Raw genomic sequence first — 14,484 nt, 5'->3', positions numbered from 1 at the left:
GGAGTACTTCTACATGCAAGCGACCAAGCCGACCCATGTCCGCTATTTGATCCTGCTCATGCTGTTCCTGGTGACCACGATCAACTACGCCGACCGGGCCACCATCGCTATCGCCGGTTCCAGCCTGCAAAAAGACCTCGGCATCGACGCGGTCACCCTCGGTTATATCTTTTCCGCTTTCGGATGGGCCTACGTTGCCGGGCAAATCCCCGGCGGCTGGCTGCTCGACCGCTTCGGTTCGAAAAAAGTCTATGCCCTGAGCATCTTCACCTGGTCCTTGTTTACCGTGCTGCAAGGCTATGTCGGTGAGTTCGGTATCTCCACCGCTGTGGTCGCGCTGTTTATGCTGCGCTTTATGGTGGGCCTGGCCGAAGCGCCATCCTTCCCAGGTAACGCACGGATTGTGGCGGCCTGGTTCCCCACGGCTGAACGCGGCACTGCATCGGCGATCTTCAATTCGGCGCAGTACTTCGCCACGGTGTTGTTCGCGCCATTGATGGGCTGGATCGTCTACCGCTTTGGCTGGCAGCATGTGTTTATCGTGATGGGCGTGATTGGCATCGTGTTCTCGCTGATCTGGCTGAAAGTTATCCACAGCCCTCGCCAGCACCCGATGATCAACCAGGCCGAGTTCAATCACATCGCGGCCAATGGTGCGATGGTCGACATGGACCAGGACAAAGGCAAGGGCAAGAAAACCGACGGGCCGAAGTGGGATTACATCCGTCAACTGTTGACCAATCGCATGATGCTCGGCGTGTACCTGGGCCAGTACTGCATCAACGGCATCACCTACTTCTTCCTTACCTGGTTCCCGGTGTACCTGGTGCAGGACCGTGGCATGACCATTCTCAAGGCCGGTTTCATTGCCTCGTTGCCGGCGATCTGCGGCTTTATCGGCGGGGTGCTTGGCGGGGTGATTTCCGATTACCTGCTGCGCAAGGGCCACTCCCTGACCTTTGCCCGCAAGGTGCCGATCATTGGCGGCCTGCTGATTTCCAGCAGCATCGTGGCGTGCAACTACGTGGATATCGAATGGATGGTGGTGGGCTTCATGGCGCTGGCCTTCTTCGGTAAAGGCGTTGGCGCACTGGGTTGGGCGGTGGTGTCCGACACCTCGCCGAAACAGATCGCCGGCCTCAGTGGCGGCTTGTTCAACACCTTCGGTAACCTGGCCTCCATTACCACGCCGATCGTGATCGGCTACATCATCAGCACCACTGGCTCGTTCAAATGGGCGCTGGTGTTCGTCGGCGCCAACGCCCTGGTTGCGGTGTTCAGCTATCTGGTGATTGTCGGCCCGATCAAGCGCGTGGTGCTCAAGGAGCCGCCCACCAAAGGCCCGGAGTTGACCAACCTTTCCCAAGCGCATTCCTGAGGTTCGTGTGATGCAGTTGATTGAACATGCCGACTCGCCGCGCTCGATCCGTTTGCACGAGCGCGACAACGTAGTGATCGTGGTAAACGACCAGGGCGTGCCGGCGGGCACTGAATTTCCCGACGGCCTGGTCACCGTGGATTTTATTCCCCAGAGCCACAAGGTGACCCTGGAAGATATCCCCGAGGGCGGTCGGATCATTCGCTACGGCCAGACCATCGGTTATGCCTTGGCGCCAATCCCCCGTGGCAGTTGGGTGCAGGAAGATCAACTGCGCATGCCCACCGCGCCGCCCCTGGACAGCTTGCCGCTGTCCACCGAGGTGCCTGAAACCCAGGCACCGCTGGAGGGGTTTACCTTCGAGGGCTATCGCAATGCCGATGGCACGGTGGGTACGCGCAATATCCTCGGCATTACCACTACCGTGCAGTGTGTTACCGGTGTGCTGGACCATGCGGTCAAGCGCATCAAGGACGAGCTGCTGCCCAAGTATCCCCATGTCGATGACGTGGTGGCACTGACCCACAGCTACGGCTGCGGCGTGGCGATCACGGCGACGGATGCCTATATCCCGATCCGTACCGTGCGCAACCTGGCACGTAACCCGAACCTGGGCGGCGAAGCCTTGGTGATCAGCCTGGGCTGCGAGAAATTGCAGGCCGGGCAGGTGATGCACGACAACGACAGCTCCGTGGACCTGAGCGAGCCATGGCTGTACCGCTTGCAGGACTCCAGCCACGGTTTTACCGAAATGATCGAACAGATCATGGAACTGGCCGAAGTGCGTTTGAAAAAACTCGACCAGCGGCGCCGGGAAACCGTGCCGGCCTCCGAGCTGATCCTGGGCATGCAGTGCGGCGGCAGTGATGCGTTTTCCGGCATCACCGCCAACCCGGCGCTGGGGTATGCCTCTGACCTGCTGCTGCGGGCTGGGGCGACGGTAATGTTTTCCGAAGTGACGGAGGTGCGTGATGCGATCTACCTGCTGACGTCGCGCGCGCAAAACGAGGACGTCGCCCGCGAACTGGTCAGGGAAATGGACTGGTACGATCGTTACCTGGCTAAGGGCGAAGCCGATCGCAGTGCCAATACCACACCGGGGAACAAGAAGGGTGGGCTATCGAATATCGTCGAGAAGTCTCTGGGCTCCATCGTCAAATCCGGCAGCAGCGCGATCAATGGCGTGCTCGGCCCGGGTGAGCGTTTCAAGGGCAAAGGGCTGATCTTCTGCGCTACACCGGCCAGTGATTTCGTGTGCGGCACCTTGCAACTGGCGGCCGGGATGAACCTGCATGTGTTCACAACCGGGCGCGGCACGCCCTATGGGTTGGCGATGGCGCCGGTGGTAAAGGTCTCGACCCGTACCGAGCTGGCCCAGCGTTGGCCGGACCTGATCGATATCGATGCCGGGCGCATTGCTACCGGGCGGGCGAGCATCGAGGAGTTGGGCTGGGAGTTATTCCACTTCTATTTGGATGTGGCCAGTGGCAGGAAGCAGACGTGGGCGGAGCATCATAAGCTGCACAACGACATCACCCTGTTCAACCCGGCGCCTATTACCTGAGACCGAGGCGCCTGCATCGGGGGCAAGCCCCCTCCCACATTCGATCGGGTGAACGCGGTCGAGGTGGGAGGGGGCTTGCCCCCGATTGCGGTAGACCAGACGACACGGGCTGCATGGCTTATCATTAGCCAACTAACGACGCCCACCAAGGTTCTCCCCGGCATGCTGGCAATTTTCCTCACCACCCTCACCATCACCGCGCCGGTGTTCGCCATGCTGTTCCTCGGTGTGCTGCTCAAGCGCATCCAATGGATCAACGACAACTTTATCCATACCGCTTCGTCGCTGGTGTTCAACGTCACCATGCCGGCACTGCTGTTCCTGGGCATCCTGCATGCCGACCTGCACGCGGCGCTCAAGCCCGGATTGCTCATCTACTTCTCAATCGCCACGCTGCTGAGCTTCGCCCTGGCATGGGGCTGGGCGATCTTTCGTTGCAAGCGTGAAGACCGTGGGATCTATACCCAAGGCGCGTTTCGCGGCAACAACGGCGTGATCGGCCTGGCGCTGGCGGCCAGCATGTACGGCGACTACGGCATCTCCCTCGGCGCGATCCTCGCGGCGCTGGTGATTCTGTTCTACAACACGCTGTCGACCATTGTGTTGGCGGTGTACAGCCCGGTGATCAAGTCCGACCCATGGAGCATCTTCAAGAGCGTGGTGGCCAACCCGCTGATCATCAGCGTGATCGTCGCCGCGCCGTTCGCTTACTTCCAGATCGGCCTGCCCGGCTGGTTGGAAAAATCCCTGCAGTACTTATCGGATACCACGCTTCCGTTGGCGTTGATCTGCATCGGCGGCACCTTGTCCCTGGCGGCACTGCGCAAAAGCGGCAACATGGCGCTGAGCGCAAGCTTGATGAAGATGGTCTGGCTGCCGGTAATCGCGACCCTGGGCGCCTGGCTATTGGGGTTTCGCGGGCCGGAGCTGGGCATTCTGTTCCTGTATTTCGGCGCGCCGACCGCCGCCGCGAGCTTCGTGATGGCCAGGGCGGCGCAAGGCGATCATGAGCTGGCGGCCGCGATTATCGTGATCACCACGCTGATGGCGGCGGTGACCACCAATATCGGGATCTTCGTGTTGCAGGCCGGTGGCTGGATCTAGGCGTCTTTCTGGTAGCTGTCGATCACTTCCTGCGCGGCCCGAAACGCGTCAATCGCCGCCGGCACCCCTGCATACACCGCGCAATGCAGCAGCGCTTCGCGTATCTCTTCGACCGTACAGCCATTGTTCAAGGCACCGCGCACATGGCCCTTGAGTTCCTGCGGGCACTTGAGGGCGGTCAGGGCGGCGAGGGTGATCAGGCTGCGGGTCTTGAGCGGTAAGCCTTCGCGGTTCCATACGCTGCCCCACGCATGCTCGTTGACGAAATCCTGCAGCGGCTGGGTGAACGCTGTGGCATTGCCCAAGGCGCGGTCGACGAACACATCGCCCATGACTTGGCGACGCACTTCAACCCCTGGCCTTTTCTGATCGTTCATTGCGATTCCCTCTTGTGTTGGCGATGCCAGGCGCGCAGTGAGGTAAGCAACAGCAAAATCACCAACGCCGGCAGGACGTAATACAGCATCAGTTTTTCAAGCTTGTTGGCCAGGGGCATGCCGGTGGTGAAGGCCATCACATGCAGACCGTACGCCAGATATAGCCCCAGCAGCACCAGCCCTTCGATACGCGTTACCCGATAACCGGTATAGAACACCGGCAAGCACAGGATGATGGCGCCGAGCATGACCGGCAAATCAAAATCCAGGGCATTGGGGGATACCGACAGCGGCGACGGCGCCACCAGCGCGGTAAAGCCCAGCACCCCGAGCAGGTTGAACAGGTTGCTGCCGATCACGTTGCCCACCGCAATTTCCCGTTCGCCCCGCAAGGCGGCGATCAGTGACGTGGCGAGGCAGGGCAGTGAGGTGCCCACGCCAATCAGCGTCAGGCCGATGACCCGCTCCGACAGGCCCAGGTCGCCCGCCACGTCCACCGCTGCGCCGAGCAGCAGATGCCCGGCCAATACCAATACCAGCAGCCCGCCGAGCATCAGCAGCACACTGCTCAGCCAGGGGGCCTGGGTGACGGTGTCCAGGCTTCGCGGGCGGCGCGAATGGCGCGTCTGGTAATGCAGCACGCCCAGGTAGGCCAGCAGCGCCACCAGCAATACGCCGCCATCCAATGGCGTGAGCATTTCGTTGGCAGCCAGGATAAACACTAGCAGGCCGGCGAAGATCATCACCGGGATATCCACGCGCACCAGCTGCCGCGATACGCGCAAGGGAATGATCAGCGCCGACAGGCCCAGGGTGACGAGGATATTGAAGATACTGCTGCCAATCACGCTGCCTACGGCAATGTCGGTATTGCCGGCCAGGGTGGCCTGCAGGCTGACGGTCATCTGCGGTGCGCTGCTGCCGAAGGCGACGATGCTCAAACCGATGATCAGCGGCCGCACCTTGAGGCTGGCCGCCAGGCGCACGGCGGCGCGCACCAGCACTTCAGCGCCGGCGATCAGCAGCAGCAGGCCGCCAACCAGTTCGAGCAGGCTCCAGGGCGAAAGGGCGTTCAACGCGAAAATGCTCAAGGCTGCCTCGTCAGTTGTTCAGGGCTTGCACGCGAACCCGTGCGGTACCGCTGCCCAGCATACGTAGTTGCTCGGCAGCCTTGCGGGAAAGGTCGATCAGGCGCCCGCGGGTATGCGGGCCGCGGTCATTGATACGCACTACCACCGATCGGTCGTTGTCGAGATTGGTCACCTTGACCTGGGTGCCGAAGGGCAGGCGCCTGTGGGCGGCGGTCAGGGCGTTCTGGTTGAAAGGTTCACCACTGGCGGTTCGCTTGCCATGGTGCCTGGCGCCGTAATAGGAGGCGGTGCCGGTTTCGTCGTAGCCTTTGGGGTCGATGAGGCCGCTGGCGCAACCGGCCAGCAGGGAGGACAGGGCCAGGAGGCCGAGTAGACGCTTCATTGTCAGGAAATCCCCAATAAAAAATGTGGAGAGGGGGCTTATGTGGGAGGGGGCTTGCTCCCGATAGCGGTGAAGCAGTCAACACATGTGTTGACTGAAACGCCCTCATCGGGAGCAAGCCCCCTCCCACACAGGTTGGAGCCAGACCTTGAAGTCTGCTCCAACCATTTCACGGCTATCAGCCTTCGAGCTTGCTTTTCAGCAGTTCGTTGACCTGTTGCGGGTTGGCCTTGCCCTTGGAGGCTTTCATTGCCTGGCCGACAAAGAAGCCGAACATCTTGCCGCGCTTGGCTTCGTCTGCCGCGCGGTATTGCTCGACCTGTTCGGCATTCGCTGCGAGCATTTCATCGAGCACGGCCGAGATGGCGCCGCTGTCGGTGACTTGCTTGAGGCCGCGTTTGTCGATGATCTCGTCGGCGCTGCCTTCACCTGCGGCCATGGCCTCGAACACGATCTTGGCGATCTTGCCGGAGATGGTGTTGTCCTTGATGCGCAGCAGCATGCCGCCCAGTTGTTCGGCAGTGACCGGCGCTTCGTCGATTTCCAGGCCCTGTTTGTTCAACAGGCTGCCCAGCTCAACCATCACCCAGTTGGCCGCCAGCTTGGCGTCGCCGGCAATGCCTACGACTTTCTCGAAGTAGTTGGCCTGCTCACGGCTGGAAGCCAGCACGCTGGCATCGTAGATCGACAATCCGAACTGCGCCTGGAAGCGCTCGCGTTTTTGCTGTGGCAGTTCCGGCAGGGTGGCGCGGATGTCATTGAGGAATGAATCCTCGAGCACCACCGGCAACAGGTCTGGGTCGGGGAAGTAACGATAGTCGTTGGCTTCCTCTTTGCTGCGCATGGCGCGGGTTTCGTCTTTGTTCGGATCGTACAGGCGGGTTTGCTGGATCACCTTGCCGCCGTCCTCGATCAGTTCGATCTGGCGACGCACTTCGCTGTTGATCGCCTTCTCGATGAAACGGAACGAGTTGACGTTCTTGATCTCGCAGCGGGTGCCGAACTCGACTTGGCCCTTTGGCCGGATCGATACGTTGCAATCGCAGCGCAGCGAGCCTTCGGCCATGTTGCCGTCGCAGATGCCCAGGTAGCGCACCAGCGCATGGATGGTCTTGACGTAAGCCACGGCTTCCTTGGCGCTGCGCATGTCCGGCTCGGAGACGATCTCCAGCAACGGCGTGCCGGCGCGGTTCAGGTCGATACCGGTGGCGCCCGGGAATTCTTCGTGCAGGCTTTTGCCGGCGTCTTCTTCCAGGTGTGCACGGGTTACGCCGACACGCTTGATGGTGCCGTCTTCCAGTGCGATGTCCAGGTGGCCCTTGCCGACAATCGGCAACTCCATCTGGCTGATCTGGTAGCCCTTGGGCAGGTCCGGGTAGAAGTAGTTCTTGCGCGCGAACACGTTGTGCTGGCCGATCTCGGCGTCAATCGCCAAGCCGAACATCACGGCCATGCGCACCGCTTCCTGGTTCAGCACCGGCAGAACGCCGGGCATGCCCAGGTCGACCAGGCTGGCCTGGGTGTTGGGCTCGGACCCGAACGTGGTGGCGCTACCGGAGAAAATCTTCGATTGGGTGGCGAGCTGGGTATGAATCTCCAGCCCGATCACAACTTCCCATTGCATAGTGTTCTCCTCAGAAGCCGGTAGGGGTGCGGGTGTGCCAGTCGGTGTGCAACTGGTACTGGTGCGCCACATTGAGCAGGCGGCCTTCCTGGAAATACGGGGCGAGCAATTGCACGCCGACCGGCAGGCCATCGACGAAACCGGCGGGCATGGACAAGCCCGGCAAGCCCGCGAGGTTGGCGGTGATGGTGTAGAGGTCTTCCAGGTACTCGGCGATCGGGTCGCCGGTCTTGGCGCCGATCTTCCAGGCCGGGTTTGGCGTGGTTGGGCCGAGGATCACGTCGACTTCTTCAAAGGCGGCCATGAAGTCGTTCTTGATCAGGCGACGGATCTTTTGCGCCTTGAGGTAGTACGCGTCGTAGTAGCCAGCCGACAGGGCGTAGGCACCGACCATGATCCGGCGCTGGACTTCACTGCCGAAGCCTTCGCCACGGGAGCGTTTGTACAGGTCGGTGAGGTCTTTCGGGTTTTCGCAGCGGTAGCCGAAGCGCACGCCGTCGAAGCGCGACAGGTTGGAAGAAGCTTCTGCCGGCGCGATCACGTAGTAAGCGGGAATCGCGTGCTGGTTGTTCGGCAGGCTGATTTCCTTGATGACGGCGCCGAGCTTTTCCAGCTCCTTGATGCTGTTTTGCACCAGGTCGGCGATACGCGGGTCGAGGCCGGCGCTGAAATACTCTTTTGGCACGCCAATGCGCAGGCCCTTGATCGAGGTGTTCAGGCTCGCGCTGTAGTCCGGCACCGGCTCATCGATACTGGTGGAGTCCTGTTTATCGAAGCCTGCCATGCCTTGTAACAATATCGCGCAGTCTTCGGCAGTGCGTGCCAACGGGCCGCCCTGATCCAGGCTGGAAGCGTAGGCGATCATGCCCCAGCGGGAAACGCGACCGTAGGTCGGCTTCAGGCCGGTGAGGTTGGTGAAGGCCGCCGGCTGGCGGATCGAGCCACCGGTGTCGGTAGCGGTGGCAGCCGGGAGGAAGCGCGCGGCAACGGCCGCGGCCGAACCACCGGACGAGCCACCCGGCACGTGTTCCAGGTTCCACGGGTTTTTCACCGCGCCGTAGTAGCTCGACTCGTTGGCCGAACCCATGGCGAATTCATCCATGTTGGTCTTGCCCAGGGTCACGGCCCCGGCAGCGGCCAGCTTGGCGACCACGGTGGCGTCGTAGGGGGCCTTGAAATTGTCGAGCATCTTCGAGCCGCAACTGGTGCGAATGCCCTGGGTGCAGAACAGGTCCTTGTGGGCGATCGGTGCGCCCAGCAGCGCGCCATTTTCACCGTTGGCGCGACGGGCGTCGGCGGCCTTGGCCTGGCTCAATGCCAGCTCCTCGGTGAGGCTGATGAAGCTGTTGACCTTGGGATCGTGCTCGGCGATACGCGCCAGCAGGGTCTGGGTCAGTTCTTCGGAAGAAAACGTTTTGTCGGCGAGACCGCGGGCGATCTCGGCCAGAGTCATGTGATGCATGAAAGGCTCTTTCCCTTTAGTCGATGACTTTCGGAACCAGGTACAGGCCGTTTTCGACCGCTGGCGCGATGGACTGGTAGGCCTCGCGATTATTTTGCTCGGTCACGACGTCTGCGCGCAGGCGCTGGCTGGCTTCCAGTGGGTGAGCCAGGGGCTCGATGCCGTCGGTATTCACGGCCTGCATTTGGTCGACCAGCCCGAGGATGCTATTCAGGGCTGCGGTGGTCTGTGGAAGATCGGCATCATTCAGGCCAAGCGAGGCCAGATGTGCGATTTTTTCCACGTCGGAGCGTTCAAGCGCCATGGGATTCTCCAGTGGAAAACAGAACGGAGGGCGTCCGTGTGTTAGATTGTCGGAACACTACCGCATTTCTACGGTCATAAGGCCGCGATTGTGGGGGTTGGTGCACAGAAAGTCGGCCAATTTAGCACATTGGCGCCTTGCCCAAAATCCCTGTCGTTGTTAGAGTTTGCCGCACTTTTTTACCCACGCGTTGCCTAGGGTCCCTTTCCCATGTTCAAGAAACTGCGTGGCATGTTTTCCAGCGATCTTTCCATTGACCTGGGCACTGCCAACACCCTTATTTACGTGCGCGAGCGCGGTATCGTCCTGAATGAGCCATCGGTTGTGGCCATTCGGACCCATGGTAATCAGAAAAGTGTCGTTGCCGTTGGCACCGAGGCCAAGCGCATGCTCGGCCGTACACCAGGCAATATTGCTGCCATTCGTCCGATGAAGGATGGCGTGATCGCCGATTTCAGCGTCTGCGAGAAGATGCTGCAGTACTTCATCAACAAGGTTCACGAAAACAGTTTCCTGCAGCCCAGCCCTCGTGTGCTGATCTGCGTCCCGTGCAAGTCCACCCAGGTGGAGCGTCGTGCCATCCGTGAGTCGGCCCTTGGTGCCGGTGCCCGCGAAGTGTTCCTGATCGAAGAGCCGATGGCGGCCGCGATCGGTGCCGGCCTGCCGGTTGAAGAAGCCCGCGGCTCGATGGTGGTGGATATCGGTGGTGGTACGACCGAAATCGCCCTGATTTCCCTGAATGGTGTGGTGTATGCCGAATCCGTACGCGTCGGCGGCGACCGCTTCGACGAAGCGATCATCACTTATGTGCGTCGTAACTACGGCAGCCTGATCGGCGAATCAACCGCCGAGCGCATCAAGCAGGAAATCGGCACCGCTTACCCGGGCGGCGAAGTTCGCGAAGTCGATGTTCGCGGTCGCAACCTGGCCGAAGGCGTTCCACGTGCCTTCACCCTGAACTCCAACGAAGTGCTTGAGGCTCTGCAGGAGTCCCTGGCCACCATCGTTCAGGCCGTGAAGAGCGCCCTGGAGCAATCGCCGCCGGAGCTGGCTTCGGATATCGCCGAGCGTGGCCTGGTGCTGACCGGTGGTGGCGCCTTGCTGCGCGATCTGGACAAGTTGCTGGCCCAGGAAACCGGCCTGCCGGTGATCGTCGCCGAAGACCCGCTGACCTGCGTTGCCCGCGGCGGTGGTCGTGCACTGGAAATGATGGATAAACACACCATGGACCTGCTTTCCAGCGAATAAGACGCCTGGAAGGTTCATGCATGGTCGGCAGGCAGCACTTTGCAGTGCTGCCTGTTGGCGTTTATCTTCTTCAATCTGCATCCAGGCCGGTTTGATGCCGTATGAATAAAGAGAACATTTGCCTGGGAGGAGCGGCCTATTAAACCGCTTTTCGCCAAAGGCCCCTCATTGGGCGTGCGCTTACTGGTGCTGGTCGTGCTTTCGGTCGCGCTGATGGTGGTCGATGCCCGCTTTGCACTGCTCAAGCCTGTGCGTAGCCAGATGTCGCTGGTGTTGATGCAGACCTACTGGATCACCGACCTGCCGCAACGTCTCTACCAGGGCGTGGCCAGCCAATTCGGCAGCCGCACCGAGCTGGTTGCCGAGAACGAAAAACTCAAGACTGAAAACCTGCTGCTGCAGGGGCGCATGCAAAAGCTGGCGGCCCTCACCGAGCAGAACGTTCGGCTGCGCGAGTTGCTCAACTCTTCGGCACTGGTCAACGAAAAGGTCGAAGTGGCCGAGTTGATCGGCATGGACCCCAACCCCTTTACCCATCGCATTATCATCAACAAGGGTGAACGCGACGGCGTGGTCCTCGGCCAGCCGGTGCTCGATGCCCGTGGCCTGATGGGCCAGGTGGTGGAGCTGATGCCCTACACCTCGCGGGTATTGCTGCTGACCGACACGACCCACAGCATTCCAGTGCAGGTCAATCGCAACGGTTTGCGTGCGATTGCCAGCGGCACCGGTAACCCGGAACGCCTGGAATTGCGCCATGTGGCCGACACCGCGGATATCAAGGAAGGCGATTTGCTGGTCAGCTCCGGTCTGGGCCAGCGTTTCCCGGCCGGCTACCCGGTGGCGACGGTCAAGGAAGTGATCCACGATTCCGGCCAGCCGTTCGCTATTGTGCGGGCCGTGCCGACTGCCGCGCTCAATCGCAGCCGCTACCTGCTGCTGGTGTTCAGCGACAACCGCACCCCGGAAGAGCGCGCCAACGACGCCGCCCAGGCCCAGGAGGCGGAAGACAAGCAGAACGGCACTGTGCCGGTCGTGCCGGCCACGGTGCCGAAACCGGCGTTCGTTGGCCCGCCAGCCCCTGCTACCGTACCCGCAGCGGCGGCGCCTGTTGCAACGCCGGCCAAACCGGCTACGCATAACGCTCGCCCAGCCAAGCCGGCTGCGTCTAAACCGCCGGCCACGACGCCAACCGCCACTGCGGCCCCCACACGGCAGAGGGAGGAATAATGGCTAGTACTCATTCGCGTAATGGCTGGATCGTCTGGCTGACCTTCGCCATTGGCCTGTTACTCAGCGTTTCGCCACTGCCGCAATTCATGGAAATCCTGCGCCCGCTCTGGCTGGCCTTGCTGTTGGCGTTCTGGTCGCTGAACCTGCCGCACAAGGTGGGCATGGTCACGGCGATGTGCCTGGGCTTGGCGGAGGATGTGCTCTATGGCACCTTGCTGGGCCAGAACGCGTTGATCCTGACCCTGATTACCTTCCTGGTGCTGTCGTTGCAGCAGCGCTTGCGCATGTTCCCGATGTGGCAGCAGTGCCTGGTGATCCTGGTGATCTTCGGCCTGGCGCAGTTGGTCCAGTTGTGGCTCAGTGCCTTGACCGGCAATCGCCAGCCGACCCTGGCGTTGGTCTTACCGGCCCTGGTCAGCGCATTGCTGTGGCCCTGGATCAGTTTTGGCCTGCGTGGGCTGCGCCGTCGCTATAAAATCAATTGAATGGTTGCGAGGCTCTGCCTGGTTATCAAACCCCACAGGGAGAGGCTGCAATGAATTCGCTTTATCTGGCCTCGGGCTCCCCGCGGCGACGTGAGCTGTTGAACCAGATCGGTGTGCCTTTCACCGTGGTCAGCGCCGCTATTGATGAAACACCTCTTACCCACGAACCCGCCGTTACCTATGTCGAGCGTCTTGCGCGCGGCAAGGCAACGGCGGGTTTTGTTGCGCTTGGCCAACCTTCGGGCGCCTGCGTATTGGGCGCCGATACGGCGGTGATTATTGACGGCCAGATCCTGGGCAAACCCGTGGACCAGGCCGATGCGCTGGCAATGCTGATGGCCCTTTCCGGCCGCGAGCATGAAGTGCTCACTGCGATTGCCCTCACCGACGGCCAGCGCTGCGAAACCCGATATGTAAGCAGTCTTGTACGTTTTCGCCAGGTTTCTGTCGAAGAGGCTACAACCTACTGGCACAGTGGCGAACCCCAGGACAAGGCCGGCGGCTATGCTATCCAGGGCCTGGGTTCGGTGTTCGTTGCCGGCCTCAATGGCAGTTATTCTGCGGTGGTTGGCCTACCGGTGTGCGAAACCGCGCAACTGCTCGCCCAATTCGGCATACCCTGTTGGCAAAACCTTACCGTGCGCTGAACGCCGTATTCCAGCGCCAAGCCTTGAGCGACCGGTCACTATTGTGAAAACGCCTGAACGAGACCCAGCCATGAGTGAAGAGATTCTGATCAATATCACGCCGATGGAATCGCGCGTGGCGGTGGTAGAGAACGGTGTTCTGCAAGAAGTGCATGTGGAACGCACCCAGAAGCGCGGGATCGTCGGCAATATCTATAAAGGCAAGGTGGTGCGCGTATTGCCGGGCATGCAGGCGGCATTCGTCGATATCGGCCTGGACCGTGCAGCATTCATCCATGCTTCGGAAATTTCCCTGCGTGAAGGCCCGGCAGTGGAAAGCATCAGTGCCCTGGTGCATGAAGGGCAGAGCCTGGTGGTGCAAGTCACCAAAGACCCCATCGGTTCCAAGGGCGCACGCTTGACCACCCAGCTGTCGATTCCATCGCGCTACCTGGTGTACATGCCGCGCACTGCCCATGTGGGCATTTCCCTGAAGATCGAAGACGAAGCCGAGCGCGACCGACTCAAAAAGGTGGTCAGCGATTGCGTCGCCGCTGAGGGCATCAAAGAAGCGGGTGGTTTTATCCTGCGTACCGCCGCCGAGGGCGCCGGAGCTGATGAAATCCTTATGGATATCCGCTACCTGCGGCGCCTGTGGGACCAGATCGACGCACAGATCAAGACCATCGGCGCTCCCAGCGTGATTTATGAAGATCTCGGCCTGGCGCTGCGCACGCTGCGTGACCTGGTCAGCCCGAAGATTGAGAAAATCCGCATCGACTCGCGGGAAACCTTCCAGCGCACTACACAATTCGTTGCCGAGCTGATGCCGGAAATTGCCGACCGCCTGGAGCATTACCCCGGCGAGCGGCCGATCTTCGACCTGTATGGCGTCGAAGACGAAATCCAGAAAGCCCTCGAGCGCAAAGTGCCGCTCAAGTCCGGCGGCTATCTGGTGGTGGACCCGGCCGAGGCCATGACCACCATCGACGTCAACACTGGTGCATTCGTAGGCCATCGCAACCTTGAAGAGACCATCTTCAAGACCAATCTTGAAGCCGCCACCGCTATCGCTCGCCAGCTGCGCCTGCGCAACCTCGGCGGCATCATCATCATCGACTTCATCGACATGGAAGATGAAGAGCACCAGCGCCAGGTGCTGCGTACCCTCGAGAAGCAGCTGGAGCGCGATCACGCCAAGACCAACATCATCGGCATCACCGAGCTGGGCCTGGTGCAAATGACCCGCAAGCGCACCCGCGAAAGCCTGGAGCAGGTGCTGTGCGAGCCGTGCAGCAGTTGCCAGGGCCGCGGTAAGTTGAAGACGCCGGAAACCGTTTGCTACGAGATTTTCCGCGAAATCCTGCGCGAGGCGCGCGCCTACCAGGCCGAAGGTTATAGAGTGCTTGCCAACCAGAAAGTGGTCGATCGCCTGCTGGACGAAGAGTCCGGCAACGTTGCCGAGCTGGAAAGTTTTATCGGTCGCACGATTCGCTTCCAGGTTGAAACCATGTATTCCCAGGAACAATACGACGTGGTGCTGCTCTGATCCCCAATTGCGTGTTTTATCCGAGACCGGCAGACCTTGATCTGCCGTCCGCCAACT

14 protein-coding genes are annotated in these 14,484 nt (G+C 60.9%); 8 read left to right on the top strand and 6 right to left on the bottom strand.

The features are described 5' to 3' along the window. The first annotated feature begins 13 nt into the window (after positions 1-13). From QZR30_RS03515 to QZR30_RS03505, 3 genes are all read left to right on the top strand, one after another. A complete protein-coding gene (locus QZR30_RS03515) occupies positions 14-1,378 on the top strand; it encodes an MFS transporter (protein WP_311902938.1) in 1,365 nt (454 codons plus the stop codon). Positions 1,379-1,388: 10 nt separating this feature from the next. Beyond that, on the top strand, positions 1,389-2,942 hold the full coding sequence (garD, locus tag QZR30_RS03510) for a galactarate dehydratase (RefSeq protein WP_046070907.1): 1,554 nt from the start codon (positions 1,389-1,391) through the stop codon (positions 2,940-2,942). A gap of 162 nt (positions 2,943-3,104) precedes the next feature. Beyond that, complete coding sequence (locus tag QZR30_RS03505) at positions 3,105-4,046, top strand: AEC family transporter (protein WP_059398052.1); 942 nt, start codon at positions 3,105-3,107, stop codon at positions 4,044-4,046. On the opposite strand, the gene QZR30_RS03500 is transcribed toward QZR30_RS03505, so the two are convergent. The 6 genes from QZR30_RS03500 to gatC all read right to left on the bottom strand — a co-directional run bounded on the left by QZR30_RS03500 (position 4,043) and on the right by gatC (position 9,286). After that, on the bottom strand, positions 4,043-4,423 hold the full coding sequence (locus QZR30_RS03500; protein WP_046070908.1) for a carboxymuconolactone decarboxylase family protein: 381 nt from the start codon (positions 4,421-4,423) through the stop codon (positions 4,043-4,045). The two genes, QZR30_RS03505 and QZR30_RS03500, sit on opposite strands and share 4 nt — an antisense overlap. Further along, positions 4,420-5,499 (bottom strand): calcium/sodium antiporter, encoded by a 1,080-nt coding sequence (locus tag QZR30_RS03495; protein ID WP_046072645.1) that lies wholly within the window; start codon positions 5,497-5,499, stop codon positions 4,420-4,422. The genes QZR30_RS03500 and QZR30_RS03495 overlap by 4 nt, the downstream gene beginning before the upstream one ends. A 25-nt stretch (positions 5,500-5,524) precedes the next feature. Beyond that, positions 5,525-5,896 (bottom strand): septal ring lytic transglycosylase RlpA family protein, encoded by a 372-nt coding sequence (locus QZR30_RS03490; protein ID WP_046070909.1) that lies wholly within the window; start codon positions 5,894-5,896, stop codon positions 5,525-5,527. A gap of 178 nt (positions 5,897-6,074) precedes the next feature. After that, positions 6,075-7,520 carry an Asp-tRNA(Asn)/Glu-tRNA(Gln) amidotransferase subunit GatB gene (gene gatB / locus QZR30_RS03485; RefSeq protein WP_059398051.1) on the bottom strand — a complete coding sequence of 482 codons (1,446 nt, stop codon included), beginning with the start codon at positions 7,518-7,520 and terminating at the stop codon, positions 6,075-6,077. A gap of 10 nt (positions 7,521-7,530) precedes the next feature. Then, positions 7,531-8,982, bottom strand: coding sequence for an Asp-tRNA(Asn)/Glu-tRNA(Gln) amidotransferase subunit GatA (gene gatA / locus QZR30_RS03480; RefSeq protein ID WP_056845511.1), 1,452 nt, complete (start codon positions 8,980-8,982; stop codon positions 7,531-7,533). A 16-nt stretch (positions 8,983-8,998) separates the two neighbouring features. After that, on the bottom strand, positions 8,999-9,286 hold the full coding sequence (gatC, locus tag QZR30_RS03475) for an Asp-tRNA(Asn)/Glu-tRNA(Gln) amidotransferase subunit GatC (RefSeq protein ID WP_046070912.1): 288 nt from the start codon (positions 9,284-9,286) through the stop codon (positions 8,999-9,001). 210 nt (positions 9,287-9,496) lie between these two features. Here gatC and mreB point away from each other — a divergent pair, with 210 nt between their 5' ends. The 5 genes from mreB to rng all read left to right on the top strand — a co-directional run bounded on the left by mreB (position 9,497) and on the right by rng (position 14,427). Further along, on the top strand, positions 9,497-10,534 hold the full coding sequence (gene mreB / locus QZR30_RS03470) for a rod shape-determining protein MreB (RefSeq protein WP_002555108.1): 1,038 nt from the start codon (positions 9,497-9,499) through the stop codon (positions 10,532-10,534). A gap of 138 nt (positions 10,535-10,672) precedes the next feature. Next, a complete protein-coding gene (gene mreC, locus QZR30_RS03465) occupies positions 10,673-11,764 on the top strand; it encodes a rod shape-determining protein MreC (RefSeq protein WP_080944717.1) in 1,092 nt (363 codons plus the stop codon). After that, a complete protein-coding gene (gene mreD, locus QZR30_RS03460) occupies positions 11,764-12,252 on the top strand; it encodes a rod shape-determining protein MreD (RefSeq protein ID WP_043048570.1) in 489 nt (162 codons plus the stop codon). The genes mreC and mreD overlap by 1 nt, the downstream gene beginning before the upstream one ends. A 50-nt stretch (positions 12,253-12,302) precedes the next feature. Beyond that, on the top strand, positions 12,303-12,899 hold the full coding sequence (locus QZR30_RS03455; RefSeq protein WP_046070914.1) for a Maf family protein: 597 nt from the start codon (positions 12,303-12,305) through the stop codon (positions 12,897-12,899). Positions 12,900-12,969: 70 nt separating this feature from the next. Then, positions 12,970-14,427 carry a ribonuclease G gene (gene rng / locus QZR30_RS03450; RefSeq protein WP_046070915.1) on the top strand — a complete coding sequence of 486 codons (1,458 nt, stop codon included), beginning with the start codon at positions 12,970-12,972 and terminating at the stop codon, positions 14,425-14,427. The last annotated feature ends 57 nt before the right edge of the window (positions 14,428-14,484 follow it).

Source organism: Pseudomonas sp. rhizo25 (assembly GCF_031931935.1).
Lineage (GTDB): Bacteria > Pseudomonadota > Gammaproteobacteria > Pseudomonadales > Pseudomonadaceae > Aquipseudomonas > Aquipseudomonas synxantha.
The sequence above is the reverse complement of the archived record's forward strand: the minus strand, read 5'-3'. Positions and strand labels throughout refer to the sequence as shown.